Below are 18,205 nucleotides of genomic sequence, written 5' to 3'. Positions count from 1 at the left end.
GCCAATCAATGGATTGGCTTTTTTATTGAGGCGCTGGATGAATTGCATTTCATTAAGCAGCGGGAGGTTCAGTTTCAATGAAAGAAGGGCGCTGCAATAATTTTTGATAGAGGCGATCTAGGTTTGGATATTGGGTTTGCCATTTCACTTCTGGAAAGCGAAATAGTAAGTAGCCAACAGCGCAACCAACAGCGATATCGGCTAAGGTCATTTGATTGCCGTGACACCAGGCATTTTCACCTAGTTGCTCAGACATTTGACGCAGAGCAGTGTCGATCTTGCCCATTTGGCGGTCGCACCAAGTTTGACTTTGTTGCTCTACTGGGCGCAAGGTTTGCTCTAATCGAGCCAAAATACTCGCATCCATAATTCCGTCTGCGAGCGCTTCCCAGGTTTTTACTGAGGCACGCTCACGATTATCAGTTGGAATGAGCTTGCTCACTGGGCTGAGGCCGTCAGCGTATTCGGCAATGACGCGGGAGTCATAAATAGCCTCGCCATCGTCAGCAATCAGGCAGGGCACCTTTCCTAAGGGGTTTGTAGAGGCGATTTTGGTGTCTGCTGCCCAGACATTCTCCAATTCGAGGTCTATATCGACCTTTTTCTCGTTAAAAACAATGCGTACTTTGCGTACATAGGGGCTGGTGAGGGATCCGATGAGTTTCATGGACTCAAGTATAGCCACCCTATTTGGGCTTTGCTGGCCCCCAGAACGCATTAAAATCAGGTTTTATTGACATATTCAATGCAAAGGCAATATTCGTGAGTCAGCCGCTTTCAACCCTTAATGCCCTTTCACCCCTAGATGGCCGTTATGCCGGAAAGCTCGATGCGTTGCGTCCTTGGCTCTCCGAGGCTGCTTTTATGCGGCAACGTGTTTTTGTAGAAATTCATTGGCTTTTGGCTTTGGCTGCTGCTGGCCTACCAGACGTACCAAAAATTAATGCTGCTGACGAAGCCTTTTTGCTTTCGCTCCCAGAAAAATTTTCGGATGCTGATGCACAGCGCATTAAAGATATTGAAGCGGTCACGAACCATGACGTAAAAGCGGTCGAGTACTTCTTAAAAGAAAAAGTAGCGGATCGCCCAGATTTGTTAAAAGCAAGTGAATTCATTCACTTTGCTTGTACATCAGAAGATATCAATAACACCTCCCATGGCTTGATGTTGCGTGGCGCTCGTGATGAAGTGCTTTTACCTCAACTCAGAAAAGTTCTCTCTGTTCTCACTGAATTAGCGCTTGAGCACGCTAAGGTGCCTTTGTTATCTCGTACCCATGGGCAACCCGCCTCACCAAGTACTCTGGGCAAAGAGATTGCGAATATTGCTAAGCGTTTAGAGCGTGCAATTGATTCTATTGCTGCAGTTCCATTGCTAGGCAAGATGAATGGTGCAGTTGGCAATTACAACGCACATATGTCCGCTTATCCTGATTTTGATTGGGAGAATTTCTCTAAGAATGTGGTGGAGAAGCGCTTGGGTTTAACCTTTAATCCTTACACCATTCAGATTGAGCCACACGATGGTATGGCGCAGCTCTTCGACGCAATTGCGCGTGCCAATACGATTCTCTTGGATATGGACCGCGATTTCTGGGCTTACATTTCCGTTGGATATTTCAAACAACGCACAAAAGCAGGTGAAATTGGTTCATCTACGATGCCGCATAAAGTCAACCCGATTGACTTTGAAAACTCTGAGGGTAATTTGGGTGTAGCCAATGCCTTGCTTCGTCACCTCGCTGAAAAATTACCAATCTCTCGTTGGCAGCGTGACCTCACTGATTCCACAGTATTGCGCAATCTAGGTCCTGCATTTGGCCATAGCGTTTTAGCTTATGACAGCGCCTTGCGTGGCCTTGGTAAGCTGGAAGTGAATTTGGTTGCGATTGCTGCTGATTTAGATGCGTGTTGGGAGGTTTTGGCTGAGCCAGTACAAACTGTGATGCGACGCTATGGCATTGAGAACCCTTATGAGCAATTAAAAGAATTGACTCGGGGCAAAGGCATTAATCAAGAAGATTTACAAACCTTTATCCGTAGCTTGAATATTCCTGAAGATGCTAAAGCACGTTTGTTGGAGATGACTCCATCTTCTTATTTGGGTAAGGCGGTCGAGTTGACCGAACGCCTCAAAAAGTGAGTTTGACTACCAATTCAGAATACGGGGCGCGCCCCCGAGTCTGGTTTGCTGCTTACCAATTGCTGTGGCATCTTTTATTGCCATTGGCATTTATACGTTTAGCTTGGCGTTCACGCCATGCCTTCTCCTATTTGCATCACATTCCAGAGCGGCTGGGTTTTGGTTATAGCAAGCCCATTACTCAAGGGTCTATTTGGATACATGCGGTATCTGTTGGTGAAACTCGCGCAGCGCAGCCTTTGATCGAAGCCTATTTGGCAAAGGGCGAAGCTATCTTGCTGACCCATATGACTTTGAATGGTCGTCTTACTGGTAAACAATTATTTTCCGAGCAGATTGCATCTGGACAAGTTCGACAAGTGTATTTGCCGTACGATATTTACTGGGCCGTTGAACATTTCTTAAAAACATTTAAACCAAAACTCGGCCTCTTTATGGAGACTGAGGCTTGGCCAACCATTGTATTTCGTTGCAAGGAAGTTGGTTTACCGTTGTTCTTGGTTAATGCGCGTTTATCTGAGCGCAGTGCTCGTCGCGTTAATCGCTTTGGAAAAGCTGGACGTGCTCTATTTCAGGCCTTTGCAGGCATCTTGGCGCAAACTGAATTCGATGCACAGCGTTACCGTAGCTTGGGTGTTGATAATGTGCGGATTGTGGGCAATCTGAAATTTGATGTGCCGCTTGACCCCATACTGGTAGAGCAGGGAAAGGTTTGGCAACAAGACCTGCATATCAATAATCGCCTGATGGTGTGTGCCGCAAGCACCCGTGATGGCGAAGAGGCCATCATTCTGAAGGCCTGGAAAGATTTGCTTGCAAGCAATGCTTTTTCAATGCCTCCCTTGTTGTGTTTGGTGCCACGCCATCCAGAGAGATTTACAGAGGTTGCAGATCAAATTAATAATGCAGAATTGAGGTATCGTCGTCGCAGCGAATGGGTGGGAACTCCAAGTGAGTGCGCAGGCCTAGATGTTGTTTTGGGTGACTCCATGGGTGAGATGCCCATGTATTACAGCGCATCGAATTTGGTTTTGATGGGGGGAAGCCTACTGCCGTTTGGTGGCCAGAATTTGATTGAGGCTTGTGCTGCAGGGTGTCCAGTTTTATTGGGTGAACATACTTATAACTTTCAGCAAGCAGCCTTAGATGCGCTAGACAGTGAGGCAGCCAAACGAATTAAAGGCAATCTGCTGCTGACAGAGCCAATTGCCTTAACGGAGTCTTTAAAGGAGTTGCTCTTAAATACCGCCGAGCTTCAAAAAATGAGCGAGGCTGCAAAGACCTACTCTGTCAAACATCAAGGGGCAACTAAAAGAATATTAGCTGCCCTTGATCAGCAAATTATTTACTAGCTTAAACCGTTGCCCCATAGTTGGGATCATCTTTACGGGCGTCATCACCTGGCTTTTTATCGCCTTTGACTAAATCTTCGCGTTTAACACCAAGCCACATGGCTAATGCCGCAGCAACGAACACTGAAGAGTAGATGCCAAACAAAATACCAATGGTCAGTGCTAAGGCGAAATAGAAGAGTGTTGGTCCGCCAAAAATCAACATTGCCAAAACCATCATCTCAGTACTACCGTGGGTAATGACCGTCCGGCTGATGGTGCTGGTGATGGCGTTATCAATAATTTCACGGGTATTCATCTTCCGGTACTTGCGGAAGTTTTCACGAATACGGTCGAAGATCACCACAGATTCATTTACTGAGTAGCCTAGAACTGCAAGAACTGCCGCCAATACGGAAAGTGAGAACTCCCATTGGAAGAATGCGAAGAAGCCTAGGATGATCACAATGTCATGCAAGTTTGCGATGATGCCTGCTACTGCAAACTTCCATTCAAAGCGGAAAGACAGATAAACCACGATGCCGATGATTACAAAAAGTAAGGCCATCAAGCCATCCATTGCTAATTCACGTCCAACCTGTGGGCCGACAAATTCAACACGTTGAAGTTTTGCACCAGTCGCTGCAGGGTCAAGCGCCTGCATTACTGCAGTACTTTGATCGGCTGAGGAAATGAGTTTGCCCTCAGCATCTTTTTGCAAAGGCAGGCGAATCATCACGTCGCGTGAGCTGCCAAAGTTCTGGATTTGAGTATCAGCGTAACCAAGTTTCTCAACTTTGGCGCGAATAGAGTCTAACGGCGCAGTTTGTGGATAGCTAACTTCCATCACCGTGCCGCCAGTAAATTCAATGGAGAGGTGCAGACCGCTATGCCAGAGGAAAAAGACTGCTGCTAGGAAAGTAACTAATGAAATCGCATTGAGCACCAATGCATGGCGCATAAATGGAATATCTTTTTTGATCCGGAAAAATTCCATGGCTTATTTCTCCTGTGGGCGCCAAACTTGGCCGATAGCGAGCTTTTGAATCTTCTTGTGTCTGCCGTACCAGAGGTTAACAAGGCCACGTGAGAAGAAGACAGCCGAGAACATTGAAGTCAGAATGCCCAGACAGTGAACTACTGCGAAGCCTTTAATAGGTCCTGAACCAAACGCCAGAAGCGCCAGGCCCGCAATTAATGTGGTTACGTTGGAGTCCAAAATTGTTGCCCAGGCTTTATCAAAACCTACGGCAATAGCTGATTGCGGTGAAGCACCATTACGCAACTCTTCCCGAATACGTTCATTAATTAGAACGTTGGAGTCAATTGCCATACCCAGAGCTAAGGCCATCGCAGCGATACCTGGCAATGTGAGTGTAGCTTGCAACATCGATAACACTGAGATCAGTAATAACAGGTTGACAGCCAGAGCGACTACAGAGAAGGTGCCAAACAGTAAGTAGTAAGCCACCATAAAAATGGAGATGGCAGTGAAGCCAATTAAGAGGGATTTAAAACCCTTTTCAATATTCTCTGCACCAAGGCTTGGTCCAATAGTACGCTCTTCAATAATTTCCATAGGCGCAGCTAAAGAGCCTGCACGCAATAACAGCGCCAAGTCATTTGCACTCTCTGTGGTGGGTTGGCCGGTAATTTGAAACTTAGAGCCAAATTCACTTTGAATCGTGGCAATAGTCAGCACTTCACCTTTGCCTTTTTCAAACAAGATCATACCCATCGGCTTGCCAATGTTTTCACGAGTAACCTCTTGCATGACGCGACCACCAGCGGCATCAAGCGAGATGTTTACTGCAGGACGTTGGTTTTGGTCAAAGCCGGCGCTAGCATCAGTAATGCGATCACCACTGAAGATCACCGATTTCTTAAAGACGCCTAACCGGTTTTCTCCAAAACGGAATGTATCCATGCCAGGGGGCGCTGTTTCGCCTAGGCTAATGGTTGATACCAAGGGGTCGGCTAAACGAGACTCGAGCGTTGCTGTACGGCCAATAATATCTTTTGCGCGCGCTGTATCTTGTACGCCTGGCAATTGCACCACAATGCGCTCAGCACCTTGTTGTTGAATGACTGGTTCTTTAACAGCCAATTCATTGACGCGTTTATTTAATGTGATGATGTTTTGTTTAACCGCATTATCTTGAATTTCTTTTAATGCTGTTGGTTTAAATTCACCTACCAGTTTGGGTGAGAGGCCAGTAGGCTTGACTTGCCAAATGAGCTCAGGCTGGCTAGTCATCAATACTGTGCGTGCCGCTTCTGCATCGGCGGTGCTGCCAAAATTAATGCTGATGAAATCAGTACCACGTTCAATACCTTGATGACGAATGCTCTTGTCGCGTAGTTGGCTACGAATATCGGTTGCTAAAGAAGTAACTTTTTTCTGAACAGCGCCCTTCATATCTACTTGCAATAGGAAGTAGACGCCACCACGTAGATCAAGGCCCAGAGGCATGGGTAATGCATTCATTGCATTAAGCCAGCCCGGGGTATTGGACAGCAAATTTAATGCAACGGTGTAATTTGGATCGTTTTGATCAATATTTAACTTTTGCTGTAAGAGATCACGGGCACGTAGTTGAATATCGGTGTTATCAAAACGAACCTTAATGGAGCCAACATTGCCGGCGACTTCAAAGAAAACGCCAGTGTTATTAATGTTGGCTTCAGTCAGAATCTTCTCGACGCGAGACTGCGTTGCCAAATCAACCTTGATGGTTGGCTTGGCAGACGAGACTTGTACCGCTGGAGCCTCACCATAGAAATTGGGTAATGAATATAGTCCGCCGATTAATAAAGCAACGGCGATAACTAGATATTTCCAGAGAGGATAGCGATTCATATTGAGATACTTTTAGTAAGACGTATTAAGCAAATGCATTAAGCAGACTTCAGTGTGCCTTTTGGCAATACTGTAGTGATGGCGCCTTTTTGCAACTGCACTTCAGTGCCTGCAGCAATTTCGACGGTAACCACTTGGTCTTTAAGGGCTGTTACTTTCCCCATGATGCCGCCAACCGTAACCACTTCATCGCCAACGCCTAATGACTCAAGCATTGCTTTGGTTTCTTTTTGGCGCTTCATTTGTGGGCGAATCATGATGAAGTACAAAACTGCAAACATCAAAATCAAAGGGAGGAAGCTCATTAAGCCACCAGAATCTGCGCCCGCTGCAGGAGCTTGGGCAAAAGCATTACTAATCCACATACAAAACCTCCGTTAATTACCAATTAAAAACCGCTTTGTTTTTCGACCTGTAAACCTGAGGCCGTAACCCGCAATTCTAAACTGTGTGGGGCTTTGAAAGTGATTTGCAAGGGGTTTTGCCCCCTGTAGGGCTATTAGTCCTGTCTGGGCTCAACGCCACGCTGGCGATTGCTATGAAATTCCTCGCGATAAGCGCTAAAGCGGTCTTTGCTGAGGGCTTCGCGAACCTCGGACATGAGTTGGAGGTAGTAGGAAAGGTTGTGGATGGTGTTGAGTTGGGATCCCAGTATCTCATTCGCCTTTTGAAGGTGGTTTAAGTAGGATCTGGTGAAGTTTTGGCAGGTGTAGCAAGCGCAGGTGGGGTCAACGGGGCGATCATCGTCCTTATACCCGGAATTACGAAGCTTTAGGTCGCCAAAACGAGTAAATAGCCAGCCATTTCGGGCGTTACGGGTAGGCATGACGCAATCAAACATGTCAATACCTAGGCTAACGCCCAAAATCAGATCTTCTGGTGTACCCACTCCCATCAGATAGTGAGGCATATGTTCTGGCAACTTAGGCGCCGTGAAATGGAGAATGCGATCAAACTCGGGTTTAGGTTCGCCAACGGAGAGGCCGCCAATAGCAATGCCATCAAAACCTTGTTGGCTTACTGCATCTAGAGAAAATTCACGGAGATTCTCAAACATGCCGCCTTGAACAATGCCAAAGAGACCGTTACCAGTGTTGAGTTCGCGAAAACGTTTGAGGGAGCGATCGCCCCAGCGTAATGACATTTCCAGTGAGCTGCGCGCTGTTTTTTCAGAAGTGGGTTGGCCCTTTGTCTCATAAGGAGTGCATTCATCAAACTGCATGGCGATATCGCTATTTAGCACCGCCTGAATTTCCATTGAAACTTCAGGAGACATAAATAATTTGTCACCATTGATCGGTGATGCAAATGTCACGCCCTCTTCAGAAATCTTGCGAAGAGCACCCAGACTAAAAACCTGAAAGCCACCAGAGTCAGTCAAGATCGGCTTGTCCCATCCCATGAAGCGATGTAAGCCACCATGTTTTTTGATGACATCTAATCCTGGGCGCAGCCAAAGATGAAAAGTGTTTCCTAAAATAATTTGTGCTTTTGCTTCATTGAGATCTCGCGGTGTCATTGCCTTTACAGTGCCATAGGTTCCAACAGGCATAAAGATTGGTGTTTGCACGCTGCCGTGCGGGAGATCAAGTTGACCAAGGCGGGCGGGGCTTTGTGAGTCACGCGCCAGGATATTAAAGTGAACAGGTTTGGTCATAGCTTTGTATTCTCGAGTCGGCAAAGAAACATCGCATCTCCATAGCTGAAGAAGCGATATTTCTGATGAATGGCATGTTGATAAGCGGTACGGATATTTTCCATTCCTGCAAATGCACTTACTAGCATTAACAGAGTAGATTTTGGCAGATGAAAGTTTGTCAATAAACAATCAACCGTTTTGAATTGATAGCCAGGAGTAATAAAAAGATTCGTCTCTCCACTGCTTTGCCCACTGGCTGCCTGACTCTCTAGGGCGCGCAGACTGGTAGTGCCTACCGCAATCACTCTGCCGCCATTTTTCTTGGCGGCCTCAATTGCCTTCAAAGTTTTATTGGGAATAGAGAACCACTCATAGTGCATCTTGTGTTTTGAAAGATCCTCTTCTCGCACTGGAGTAAATGTTCCGGCCCCGACATGCAATGTGATGGACGCTTGATTGACGCCTATCCCTTTGATCTTTTGCAGAATCACTTCATCAAAATGTAAGCCTGCTGTTGGTGCAGCAACTGCCCCGGGATTTTTTGCTACGACTGTTTGATAGCGCTGCGCATCTTCACTATCGGGTTGATGCTCAATATAAGGCGGGAGCGGGAGTTCGCCAAAACGCTCTAACAAAGAAAAAACATTTTCCGGAAAGCGGACTTCATAAAAGCGCCCGTCATATCCGATCATCTCCACTGGGAAGGTTTCGCCAGCTTGGTTATGGATATGAACAATCATCCCAGTTTTAGGAACCTTAGATGCCCTTATTTGTACCCAAGCCTGTTTTTCTCCGCTAATACGCTCAATCAGTAGCTCAACATTCCCGCCGGTTTCCTTCTTGCCATGCAAACGTGCAGGAATAACCTTGGTGTCATTGAATACCAATAAGTCCCCAGGCTGAACAAGGCTAAGAATGTCCTTAAACTGTCGGTCTAGTAATTGGACGTGATTTGACCCATCAGCCTTGACCTCTAAGAGGCGGCTATCCGTTCTATTCGCCAACGGATGCTGGGCGATTAAATCAGGCGGGAGTTCGTAATTGAAGTCGGAAAGTTGCATAGCATTACCATCAGGTATTAGATTTTAACGATGACTACTAAACAAGCGCCAAGCACACTCCAAAAGATGGGTTTAGACAGCCCTATGGCCCTTGCTTTGCACTTACCATCCCGCTACGAGGATGAGACAGAGCTGTTGACTATCGAGGAGGCGATCGTCCAGGGGAGATTTCACTCTGCTCAGACACAAGGCGTAGTCATTCGTAATCAGGTTTTATTTCGCCCCAGAAGGCAGATGGTTGTCACCATTGAAGATGAGGCTGAAACCCTAAATCTCCGTTTTCTCAATTTCTACCCCAGTCAGCAAAAGCAAATGGCGGTCGGGGTCAATATTCGGGTGCGTGGCGAGGTTCGGGAGGGTTTTCAGGGTCCAGAGATGGTTCATCCAACTGTTCGTGCCGTAGCGCCAGATGCTCCATTGCCTTCTAGCCTGACTCCAGTCTATCCAGCAAGTGTCGGTGTCTCGCAAGCCATTATTCGTAAAGCGGTGGTACAGGCCTTACGTGACCCAAGTCTGCAAGATAGTTTGGCGGAGTTTTTGCCCAAAAAACTGATGGCAGAGCTATTGCCGAGTAATGACTGGCCAAACTTACAAGCAGCAATTACCTATCTGCATCAACCGCCTGCAGATGCAAACACCCAATCATTGCTAGAGCGAACCCATCCTGCTTGGCGCCGAGTCCAGCTTGAGGAGCTTCTTGCACAACAAATATCTTTAAAAAGGGCGCATGCGATTCGTCGCGAACGACATGCACCAAGCTTTGCAAAGATTCAAAATGGGGATGGAGCTAAAAAGCAAAGTTTTGAAGAAGGGTTGCTGACAGTACTGCCTTTTAAATTAACAAATGCACAAGAGCGTGTTTGGTTGGAAATCAGTAATGATCTCTCCAAATCTTTTCCTATGAATCGCCTCCTTCAAGGGGATGTGGGTAGTGGCAAAACTGTTGTAGCTGCCTTGGCTGCGGCGCGGGCAATAGATCATGGCTATCAGGCTGCCATCATGGCTCCAACTGAAATCTTGGCTGAACAGCACTATCTCAAAATGAAAGAATGGTTTGAACCTTTAGGGGTGAGAATCGCGTGGCTATCAGGAAGTCTGAAGGCCAAAGAAAAACGATTGGCTCAAGAAGTCATTGAAAATGGGGAAGCTCAACTCATTATCGGTACACATGCGTTGATTCAGGAGAATGTCCGTTTTGCTAAGTTAGGTTTGGCGGTCATTGATGAGCAGCATCGCTTTGGTGTAAGGCAACGACTTGAGATTCAGCAACGTGTTGGCTCAGAGTTGTTTTACTGTCATCAGTTAATGATGTCTGCCACCCCGATTCCTCGAACCTTGGCGATGACCTACTACGCTGATTTGGATGTATCTGTCATTGATGAGTTACCCCCTGGCCGAAAACCGATTGCCACTAAGGTAGTGAAAGCGAGTCGTCGTGATGAGGTGATTAATGGTTTGCAAAGTTGGCTATCAAAAGGTTTGCAAGCTTACTGGGTTTGTCCTTTGATTGAAGAGTCTGAGGCGCTACAACTTCAAACTGCGGTTGAGAGTTTCGATCAACTCACCCAGGCACTTCCAGACTTTAAGGTGGGTTTAGTGCATGGTAGATTGAAGGCGGACGAGAAGGCCGCAGTCATGGCTGCCTTCAAGGCAAATAAAATTCAGCTCTTAGTTGCCACAACAGTGATTGAAGTGGGTGTAGATGTACCTAATGCTGCATTAATGGTGATTGAGCATGCTGAGCGTTTTGGCTACGCCCAGATTCATCAGTTGCGTGGGCGCGTGGGCAGGGGGTCTGCGGATTCGGTATGTATCTTGATGTATGCAGAGCCACTGTCGATGGCCGCTAAGGAGCGTTTGCAGACTTTGCGTGAAACCTCGGACGGATTTGTGATTGCTGAACGTGACTTATCCCTTCGTGGTCCTGGTGAGCTACTCGGGGCTAAGCAGTCGGGAGACGCTATGTTGCGCTTTGTCGATCTTCAGCGTGATGTCTGGTTAATTGAGTTAGCCCAACAGGCTGCGGACCGTTTACTCGCAGAACATGCGGACCTAGTAGAGCGCCATTTGGAGCGCTGGCTCGGATCACGTGCAGAGTTCCTAAAAGCTTGATAATTACGATATGAGCTTAAAAGAGCAGAATTTAAAAGAACGGTTGGTTTCTTACGGATATTTAATCAGGTTAGATAAACCGATTGGTACGCTATTGCTGTTGTGGCCTACGCTCTGGGCTCTATGGTTAGCCAGTAGTGGCACCCCTGATTTATCTATCCTGTTGATCTTTACCTTGGGTACGTTTCTCATGCGCAGCGCTGGTTGTGCAATCAATGATTATGCTGATCGTGACTTTGATCGCTACGTTAAAAGAACGCAAGGTCGACCGGTAACGAGTGGAAAAATCTCTGGCAAAGAGGCGATCACCGTGGCTGGTGTTTTAGCGCTACTCGCTTTTTTACTCATTCAACCCTTAAACGCATTTACAAAACAATTGTCAGTTCTTGCTTTGCTGGTTGCCTTTATCTACCCTTTTACTAAACGATTTTTTGCGATGCCCCAGGCCGTCCTGGGCATTGCTTTTGGTTTTGGAATTCCGATGGCATATGCAGCGGTCTTGGATTTCATACCTCTAGAGGGTTGGTTTTTATTTGTTGGCAATATTTTCTGGGCAATTGCTTATGACACCGCATATGCCATGGTTGACCGCGATGATGATCTTCGCTTAGGTCTAAGAACATCCGCCATTACTTTCGGCAAGTATGATGTCATTGCTATTGCAATCAGTTATGGAATGCTTTTTTTGAGTCAACTGTGGGTGGCTCAATTGGCTAACTTAAGCAATTATTTTTTGTTGGGTTGGTTCGCAGCCTTAGCTTGCGCAATCTATCACCTCAAGTTGGTGTCTACTCGCAATAGAGATAACTGCTTTAAGGCTTTCCGCCATAACAACTGGTTGGGTGGCTTCTTATTTCTCGGAATTGTGCTGGGGCTAGCAATTCACTAAATAGTTGATTGCTTAGCTCTTGCCGAGTTCATCACCCATAGCTTTGCCACGTTGACTGGCTGCATCAATCGCTTTTTCTAAAATCTCATGCCAACCCTGCTGCTTCATGACATCTAATGCTGCTGCAGTAGTGCCGCCCTTCGATGTCACTCTTTCGCGTAAGACGCCAGCATGTTCATCGGAGTTGTGGGCTAACTGCGTAGCGCCTTCAAGTGTGGCATAAGCTAGTTTGCGTGCCGTTACAGCATCAAGCCCCAACTTCTCACCAGCAGATTGCATCGCCTCAAGAAATGCAAAAACATAGGCTGGTCCGCTACCAGAAACGGCAGTGACTGCATCCATCAGTTTTTCTTCTGATACCCACACCGCTTGACCTACTGCATGACAAATAGTTTCCGCTAGCGCGCGGTCGGCTTGGTCTACGGCAGCATCTGCAAAGAGACCGGTAATGCCTTTGCCAATTAAGGCTGGAGTATTCGGCATGGCGCGCACACAACGCGTGTGATCTAGCCAGCGACTCATATCTTTTAGGCGAATGCCAGCAGCGATGCTCAGAATGAGTGGGCCAGGTGCAGTGGCGTGTTTTAGTTTTGCAGCCAATCCTTTGGCAACGACGTTAAAGTCTTGTGGCTTAATCGCCATGACAACGACATTATTTCTAGAGAAGTCAAAGGCAATTTGCTCGAGAGCACCTATGCCTTGCACACCAAAGTCTTCATATAGCTTTAGCGCTGTTACGGCATTTGCCTCAACAACCGAAATTTGATTTGGTTCAAATCCATTGGCAAGGAGGCCGCTAATTAGGGCGCGCCCCATATTACCGCCGCCAATGAAGGTGATGTGGGCATTACCGTTTTTTTGTATTGAGTTTTGTGTGGTTTTATTTGTACTCATTTGTTGATCTTATCGCGCTTCCCAAAAATAGCTGTTCCAACTCGAACTATCGTGCTTCCTTCAGCGATAGCAGCCTCTAAATCATCAGACATACCCATTGAGAGTGTGTCAAAAAACGCATACCCAAGCTCACCAGAATGAGTAGCCTGAATTTGCTTAAAACACGCTTGCACAGCAGCAAAAGCCTGACGCTGCTTCATGGGGTCTGCGCTAGGCTCGGGAATGGCCATCAACCCCCTGAGAATTAGGTTTGGTAAAGAGGTGATGGCGTTGCACAGTTCTTCCACTTCAGCGAGGGAAACCCCACTTTTACTGTCTTCTTCGCTTACATTGATTTGTACGCAAACCATCAATGGTGGTAAATCCGGAAATTCACCTCTTTGGGTAGATAGGCGTTCGGCAATTTTGAGGCGATCCACGCTATGAACCCAATCGAAGTGTTGTGCCACTTCTCTGGTTTTATTGCTTTGTAGTGGGCCAATAAAGTGCCAAGTTAACCAAGGTTTTAATTTGGCCAGCTTCTCAATTTTTTCCACCGCCTCTTGAACGTAGTTTTCACCAAAAGCAGATTGACCTGCATGCATAGCTTCTTCAACAGCTGCAGCTGGGAAGGTTTTGCTCACCGCCAGAAGCTCAATCTCTTCAGGCTCACGTTTTGCCGCTAAAGCAGCAAGTTCAATTCGCTCTCTGACTTTCATCAGATTGACAACAATGGAATTCATGAGACCTTAGAAGGCTTGCTAATTAATTGGTCTACGATTTCGATCCAATGCACTACTGGAGTGTCATCTTGTTGTAGATGTGTGATGCAGCCAATATTTCCAGAAACAATCACTTCAGCACCAGATTCCTCGCATGCTGCGTTTAAGTGGGTTAGCTTATTTTTGCGAAGTTGCTCTGATAGTTCTGGTTGGGTAACAGAATAGGTGCCTGCAGAACCGCAGCAAAGATGGCTATCGGCACACAAACGTACGCCAATGCCAATGCTGGAGAGTAGTCCTTCAACCTTGCCCCGAATTTGCTGACCATGCTGCAAAGTGCAGGGTGGGTGATACACCACGCCAGGCTTTGGATCAGTTCCCACCAGTTGTATTAGCTCGCTTTGTAGTGACGGCAGAATCTCAGAGATATCTTTTGTTAAGTCTGAAATCTTCTTGGCTTTAGCAGCATAAGCAGGATCATTCGCAAAGAGATGCCCATAGTCTTTGACCATGACGCCGCAACCAGAGGCGGTCATCACAATTGCATCTACACCACTTTCAACCAGCGGCCACCAAGCATCAATATTTTGCTTCGCATTATCTAATCCGCCAGATTGATCATTTAGGTGATAACGCAATGCCCCACAGCAGGTGGCTTTGGGCGCACTAATCAATTGGATCTTGAGCGCATTCAGAACGCGTGCGGTTGCTGAGTTAATGTTTGGCAACATGCCAGGCTGTACACACCCCTCCAGCAAAACCATTTTGCGCTGATGGGTTGCAGTCGGTCTTGCATAAGCATCAGTGGAATTGGCCAACGCTTTATTAATGGCCAGTGGGATCTTGCGCTGAATACTGCTAGGCATCAGTGGACGTACAAGGCGACCCAAGCTCATTGCAGTATTAAATAAAGCTGGTTTTGTTAAACCTTCTTTCAGGGCCCAACGAGTCAGGCGCTGACTGATTGGTCGCTCAGGCGTATTTTCTTCTGCCCACTTACGACCAATGTCTACTAGGTTGCCGTATTGCACGCCACTAGGGCAAGTGCTTTCACAGTTGCGGCAAGTTAGGCAGCGATCTAAGTGAAGGCGGGTTTTTTCAGTAGGAGCCTGTCCTTCAGCGATTTGTTTTATGAGATAGATTCTTCCGCGAGGACCATCTAGCTCATCACCAAGCAGTTGATAAGTAGGGCAAGTGGCTGTACAAAAACCGCAGTGAACACATTTGCCGAGAATGCGGGCTGCCTCGATGCCTTCCGGCGTGTTGGCAAATTGAGGGGCGAGTTGAGTTTGCATATAAAGACTTATGGAAGACGTTTGGTGGCAAATACGCCGGCAGGATCGAAAGCAGATCTCAAGCGTTCTTGCACCACTTCAAGGGCCTTAGAGTGAGCTTGCTCTGAGAGTAAGGTAAAGCGTTGATATGAGGAATCTACATTTATGCCTTGTCTAAAACGAGTTGCATGCCCGCCGTGAGAATTGGCAATAGCCTTGATGGCCGCAAAAGTTGCTTCATCACCAGCTGCTTTAATCCAGCGTTGTTGCCCATGCCATTCCAAAATGATTTCATCGCTAGCACCAGGGATTGCAATGGCACCACAGGCAGCAGGTAGTGCTAAACGATATAAGGTTTGATCAGCCTTAAGATTTCCAAACTCAGAAATTTTTTGTTCACGCAAATTATTCCAAAAAAGTTCGGCCGCTTCTGCATTGAGTTCAATAGCATTGACGACAGAGCTCATTAATGGAATTGCAGCTTTTACTGCGGCTGCTGCACCTGCGAGTCGGAAAGTGAGTACACCATCTCCACCTTTGGATGAGCCAATCCAACAGCTTGCTGAGAGTGGGAGTGGTTGACCAGCCCATTGATTGAGTGCTTTTAGGGCATTCTCTTGGGAGATCTGGCAACGCAGGGTGGCGGTCGCTGCAGGCTTGGGTAGTACCTTAACTGAGGCTTCTAATAACAGTGCGAGCGTTCCTAGGGAGCCAGGCAGTAGACGAGAAACATCGTATCCAGCCACGTTCTTCATTACCTTGCCACCAAAGGAAAGATCCTGACCTTTGCCATCGAGGATGCGTGCGCCCAATACGAAATCGCGGAAATTGCCAACAGAAATGCGGCCAGGGCCAGCAAGACCGGCGGCAATAGCGCCACCAAAGGTTGCATTCTCGCCAAAATGAGGGGGCTCAAACGCCAGCACCTGATTTTTTTCTTTGAGGGCTGCCTCAATTTCTTTTAATGGCGTACCTGCGCAAGCAGTGATGACGAGCTCTTCTGGTTGATATTCCAAAATACCTGAATAGGAGCGAGTATCCAGCTTGGCATAGCTATTGGAATTTCCGTACCAAGACTTGGTTCCACCGCCTTCAATGGAGAGTGGAGTTTGATTCTTCGCTGCATTCAGAATTTGTTCCCGAAATGCATCAACTTGTAGATTGGAGTGACTCATTAGAAGCGCTCCAATTCTGGATGAGGTAATTGGCCACCGCTAATGCGCATGCGACCATATTCAGCGCAGCGATTCAAAGTTGGAATTGCTTTATCTGGGTTGAGTAGTTTTTCTGGATCAAAAGCACTCTTCACACCCCAGAAGGATTGGCGCTCACCTTCACCGAACTGAACACACATCGAATTAATTTTTTCGATGCCAACACCATGCTCGCCGGTGATGGTTCCACCAAGCTCTACGCAAGCTTCTAAAATTTCAGTGCCAAATTCTTCCGCACGATGCCATTCTTCTTGATCAGCACCATTAAATAGGATGAGAGGGTGCATGTTGCCATCGCCCGCATGAAATACGTTTAGACAGCCAAGGCCGTACTTTGCTTCCATCCCTTGAATGCGCTTTAGTAAGGTCGCAATGTGACGACGCGGAATGGTGCCATCCATACAGTAGTAATCAGGTGCTAAGCGACCCGCAGCTGGGAAAGCGTTTTTACGCCCACTCCAAAACTTCAAGCGCTCGCTCTCATCTTTTGAAATTTGAATGCCACTAGCACCAGCTTCTTCAAGCACCTTAGTCATGCGCTCGATTTCTTCAGCGACTTCTTCAGGTGTGCCGTCGGATTCACAGAGCAAAATAGCTGCAGCATCTAGGTCATAACCAGCGTGGACAAATTCCTCTACAGCGCGAGTGGTGGCTTTATCCATCATTTCCAATCCAGCAGGAATAATTCCGGCAGCAATAATGGCAGCGACTGCGTTGCCACCTTTTTCGATGTCATCAAAACTTGCCATGATCACACGAGCTAATTTTGGCTTGGCAACTAACTTGACTGTAACCTCTGTAACAACGGCTAGCATGCCTTCACTGCCCATCATGATTGCGAGTAAATCGAGTCCTGGGGCATCTGGTGCTAGTCCGCCAAATTCAACGATCTCGCCGTTCATGAGTATTCCGCGGACGCGCAGAACATTATGCAAAGTAAGGCCATATTTAAGACAGTGCACCCCGCCGGAGTTTTCATTGACGTTGCCACCAATAGAGCAGGCAATTTGAGAAGAGGGATCTGGCGCGTAGTACAAACCCAGATGGGCAACTGCTTCGGAGATTGCCAAGTTGCGTACACCAGGCTGCACTACTGCAGTGCGAGTGAATGGATCAATGCTGATAATTTTCTTAAGCTTAGCCAAAGACAGCACTAAACCCTGAGAAAGAGGCATTGCTCCACCTGATAGTCCTGTGCCTGATCCACGAGGCACCACTGGAATTTGCATTGCATAGCAAATCTTTAAAATTTGGGCTACTTGCTCTTCGGTCTCTGGCAAAGCCACTGCTAAAGGCATTCGTCTATAGGCTGCCAGACCATCGCATTCATAGGGAATGGTGTCTTCTGGTTCCCACAGGAGAGCATGTTCTGGAAGGATTGGGCGCAAAGCTGCAACCAATTTGGACTGAAGGGCGCTAATAGCGGCTAAATCGGGGGGTGGGGTCACCATATTCATAAGAATCATTTTAGCCATTTACCTATAATTAAGCTTATGGGAAATCGACTATCAAAAATCGCCACTAGAACCGGTGATGCGGGAATGACGGGCTTGGGTGACGGCAGTCGCGTTGAGAAGGATCACTTGCGGATCTGCGCCATGGGCGATATCGATGAATTGAACTCGGAAATTGGGGTTTTGATGACCGAGACAATCCCAGAAAGTATTTCCACCGAATTGCGTGAGCTTTTTCTGCAGGTTCAGCATGATTTATTCGATTTAGGTGGCGAGCTTTGTATCCCCAATTACAAACTATTGAATCCTGAGCATGTGGCGCAGTTAGATGTTTGGCTTGAAAAATATAACCAACAGTTGCCACCTTTAACGGAATTTATTTTGCCGGGTGGTACTCGTGCTGCTGCACAAGCACATGTGTGTCGTACCGTATGTCGCAGAGCCGAACGCTCAATTGTTCGTTTGGGTTGGGAGGAGCCTCTTTATGATTCTCCTCGCCAATACGTCAATCGCTTATCGGATTTGCTATTTGTGCTGGCGCGTATTTTGAATCGCGCAGCTGGTGGGTCTGATGTGCTTTGGAAGCACGAAAAAAAAGAGACTAAATAATTAGTCTCTTTTAATGACGCTACTT

Annotated in this window: 16 protein-coding genes; 5 read left to right on the top strand and 11 right to left on the bottom strand. The window is 47.0% G+C overall.

What is annotated here, in order from left to right:
- Positions 1-52: 52 nt before the first annotated feature.
- A complete protein-coding gene (locus ICV36_RS08785) occupies positions 53-667 on the bottom strand; it encodes a glutathione S-transferase (RefSeq protein ID WP_215400317.1) in 615 nt (204 codons plus the stop codon).
- 95 nt (positions 668-762) lie between these two features.
- Here ICV36_RS08785 and purB point away from each other — a divergent pair, with 95 nt between their 5' ends.
- Positions 763-2,142 carry an adenylosuccinate lyase gene (gene purB, locus ICV36_RS08780; RefSeq protein WP_215400316.1) on the top strand — a complete coding sequence of 460 codons (1,380 nt, stop codon included), beginning with the start codon at positions 763-765 and terminating at the stop codon, positions 2,140-2,142.
- Positions 2,139-3,494: a 3-deoxy-D-manno-octulosonic acid transferase gene (locus ICV36_RS08775; RefSeq protein WP_215400315.1), complete on the top strand. Its 1,356-nt coding sequence runs from the start codon at positions 2,139-2,141 to the stop codon at positions 3,492-3,494. Before purB ends, ICV36_RS08775 begins: the two co-directional genes overlap by 4 nt.
- Position 3,495: 1 nt before the next feature.
- Here ICV36_RS08775 and secF read toward each other — a convergent pair whose 3' ends face one another.
- From secF to queA, 5 genes are all read right to left on the bottom strand, one after another.
- Entirely contained in the window at positions 3,496-4,470 is a 975-nt protein-coding gene (gene secF, locus ICV36_RS08770; protein WP_215400314.1) for a protein translocase subunit SecF, read from the bottom strand.
- 3 nt (positions 4,471-4,473) lie between these two features.
- A complete protein-coding gene (gene secD / locus ICV36_RS08765; RefSeq protein WP_215400313.1) occupies positions 4,474-6,333 on the bottom strand; it encodes a protein translocase subunit SecD in 1,860 nt (619 codons plus the stop codon).
- A 38-nt stretch (positions 6,334-6,371) separates the two neighbouring features.
- Complete coding sequence (gene yajC / locus ICV36_RS08760) at positions 6,372-6,698, bottom strand: preprotein translocase subunit YajC (protein WP_215400312.1); 327 nt, start codon at positions 6,696-6,698, stop codon at positions 6,372-6,374.
- 134 nt (positions 6,699-6,832) lie between these two features.
- Positions 6,833-7,990: a tRNA guanosine(34) transglycosylase Tgt gene (gene tgt, locus ICV36_RS08755; protein WP_215400311.1), complete on the bottom strand. Its 1,158-nt coding sequence runs from the start codon at positions 7,988-7,990 to the stop codon at positions 6,833-6,835.
- On the bottom strand, positions 7,987-9,033 hold the full coding sequence (gene queA / locus ICV36_RS08750; RefSeq protein ID WP_215400310.1) for a tRNA preQ1(34) S-adenosylmethionine ribosyltransferase-isomerase QueA: 1,047 nt from the start codon (positions 9,031-9,033) through the stop codon (positions 7,987-7,989). The genes tgt and queA overlap by 4 nt, the downstream gene beginning before the upstream one ends.
- A gap of 30 nt (positions 9,034-9,063) precedes the next feature.
- Between queA and recG the strand changes: the two genes are divergently transcribed.
- Complete coding sequence (recG, locus tag ICV36_RS08745; RefSeq protein ID WP_215400309.1) at positions 9,064-11,145, top strand: ATP-dependent DNA helicase RecG; 2,082 nt, start codon at positions 9,064-9,066, stop codon at positions 11,143-11,145.
- A 10-nt stretch (positions 11,146-11,155) separates the two neighbouring features.
- Positions 11,156-12,034, top strand: coding sequence for a 4-hydroxybenzoate octaprenyltransferase (gene ubiA, locus ICV36_RS08740; protein WP_215400308.1), 879 nt, complete (start codon positions 11,156-11,158; stop codon positions 12,032-12,034).
- Positions 12,035-12,046: 12 nt separating this feature from the next.
- On the opposite strand, the gene proC is transcribed toward ubiA, so the two are convergent.
- Genes proC through ICV36_RS08715 form a run of 5 tightly spaced genes read right to left on the bottom strand, consistent with a single transcriptional unit; the run spans position 12,047 to position 17,568 of the window.
- On the bottom strand, positions 12,047-12,928 hold the full coding sequence (gene proC, locus ICV36_RS08735) for a pyrroline-5-carboxylate reductase (protein WP_215400307.1): 882 nt from the start codon (positions 12,926-12,928) through the stop codon (positions 12,047-12,049).
- Complete coding sequence (locus ICV36_RS08730) at positions 12,925-13,650, bottom strand: YggS family pyridoxal phosphate-dependent enzyme (protein ID WP_215400306.1); 726 nt, start codon at positions 13,648-13,650, stop codon at positions 12,925-12,927. The genes proC and ICV36_RS08730 overlap by 4 nt, the downstream gene beginning before the upstream one ends.
- Entirely contained in the window at positions 13,647-14,924 is a 1,278-nt protein-coding gene (gene glcF / locus ICV36_RS08725) for a glycolate oxidase subunit GlcF (RefSeq protein WP_215400305.1), read from the bottom strand. Before glcF ends, ICV36_RS08730 begins: the two co-directional genes overlap by 4 nt.
- An 8-nt stretch (positions 14,925-14,932) precedes the next feature.
- Positions 14,933-16,078 carry a glycolate oxidase subunit GlcE gene (glcE, locus tag ICV36_RS08720; protein WP_215400304.1) on the bottom strand — a complete coding sequence of 382 codons (1,146 nt, stop codon included), beginning with the start codon at positions 16,076-16,078 and terminating at the stop codon, positions 14,933-14,935.
- A complete protein-coding gene (locus ICV36_RS08715) occupies positions 16,078-17,568 on the bottom strand; it encodes an FAD-linked oxidase C-terminal domain-containing protein (RefSeq protein WP_215401620.1) in 1,491 nt (496 codons plus the stop codon). The genes glcE and ICV36_RS08715 overlap by 1 nt, the downstream gene beginning before the upstream one ends.
- A gap of 42 nt (positions 17,569-17,610) precedes the next feature.
- On the opposite strand from ICV36_RS08715, the gene ICV36_RS08710 reads away from it, so the two are divergent.
- Positions 17,611-18,180, top strand: a complete 570-nt coding sequence (locus ICV36_RS08710; RefSeq protein WP_215400303.1) for a cob(I)yrinic acid a,c-diamide adenosyltransferase — start codon at positions 17,611-17,613, stop codon at positions 18,178-18,180.
- Positions 18,181-18,205: the final 25 nt, after the last annotated feature.

Source organism: Polynucleobacter sp. MWH-UH35A (genome assembly GCF_018687075.1).
In the GTDB taxonomy this organism is placed as follows: domain Bacteria; phylum Pseudomonadota; class Gammaproteobacteria; order Burkholderiales; family Burkholderiaceae; genus Polynucleobacter.
This window is presented reverse-complemented; position numbering and strand designations above follow the sequence as displayed.

What these genes read in the sequence shown, in the direction of transcription:
- secF (WP_215400314.1), bottom strand. Translation starts at nt 4,470, where the DNA reads ATGGAATTTTTCCGGATCAAAAAAGATATTCCATTTATGCGCCATGCA.
- ICV36_RS08730 (WP_215400306.1), bottom strand. Translation starts at nt 13,650, where the DNA reads ATGAATTCCATTGTTGTCAATCTGATGAAAGTCAGAGAGCGAATTGAA.
- queA (WP_215400310.1), bottom strand. Translation starts at nt 9,033, where the DNA reads ATGCAACTTTCCGACTTCAATTACGAACTCCCGCCTGATTTAATCGCC.
- secD (WP_215400313.1), bottom strand. Translation starts at nt 6,333, where the DNA reads ATGAATCGCTATCCTCTCTGGAAATATCTAGTTATCGCCGTTGCTTTA.
- ubiA (WP_215400308.1), top strand. Translation starts at nt 11,156, where the DNA reads ATGAGCTTAAAAGAGCAGAATTTAAAAGAACGGTTGGTTTCTTACGGA.
- ICV36_RS08715 (WP_215401620.1), bottom strand. Translation starts at nt 17,568, where the DNA reads ATGGTGACCCCACCCCCCGATTTAGCCGCTATTAGCGCCCTTCAGTCC.
- tgt (WP_215400311.1), bottom strand. Translation starts at nt 7,990, where the DNA reads ATGACCAAACCTGTTCACTTTAATATCCTGGCGCGTGACTCACAAAGC.
- ICV36_RS08785 (WP_215400317.1), bottom strand. Translation starts at nt 667, where the DNA reads ATGAAACTCATCGGATCCCTCACCAGCCCCTATGTACGCAAAGTACGC.
- glcF (WP_215400305.1), bottom strand. Translation starts at nt 14,924, where the DNA reads ATGCAAACTCAACTCGCCCCTCAATTTGCCAACACGCCGGAAGGCATC.
- glcE (WP_215400304.1), bottom strand. Translation starts at nt 16,078, where the DNA reads ATGAGTCACTCCAATCTACAAGTTGATGCATTTCGGGAACAAATTCTG.
- yajC (WP_215400312.1), bottom strand. Translation starts at nt 6,698, where the DNA reads ATGTGGATTAGTAATGCTTTTGCCCAAGCTCCTGCAGCGGGCGCAGAT.
- ICV36_RS08710 (WP_215400303.1), top strand. Translation starts at nt 17,611, where the DNA reads ATGGGAAATCGACTATCAAAAATCGCCACTAGAACCGGTGATGCGGGA.
- proC (WP_215400307.1), bottom strand. Translation starts at nt 12,928, where the DNA reads ATGAGTACAAATAAAACCACACAAAACTCAATACAAAAAAACGGTAAT.
- recG (WP_215400309.1), top strand. Translation starts at nt 9,064, where the DNA reads ATGACTACTAAACAAGCGCCAAGCACACTCCAAAAGATGGGTTTAGAC.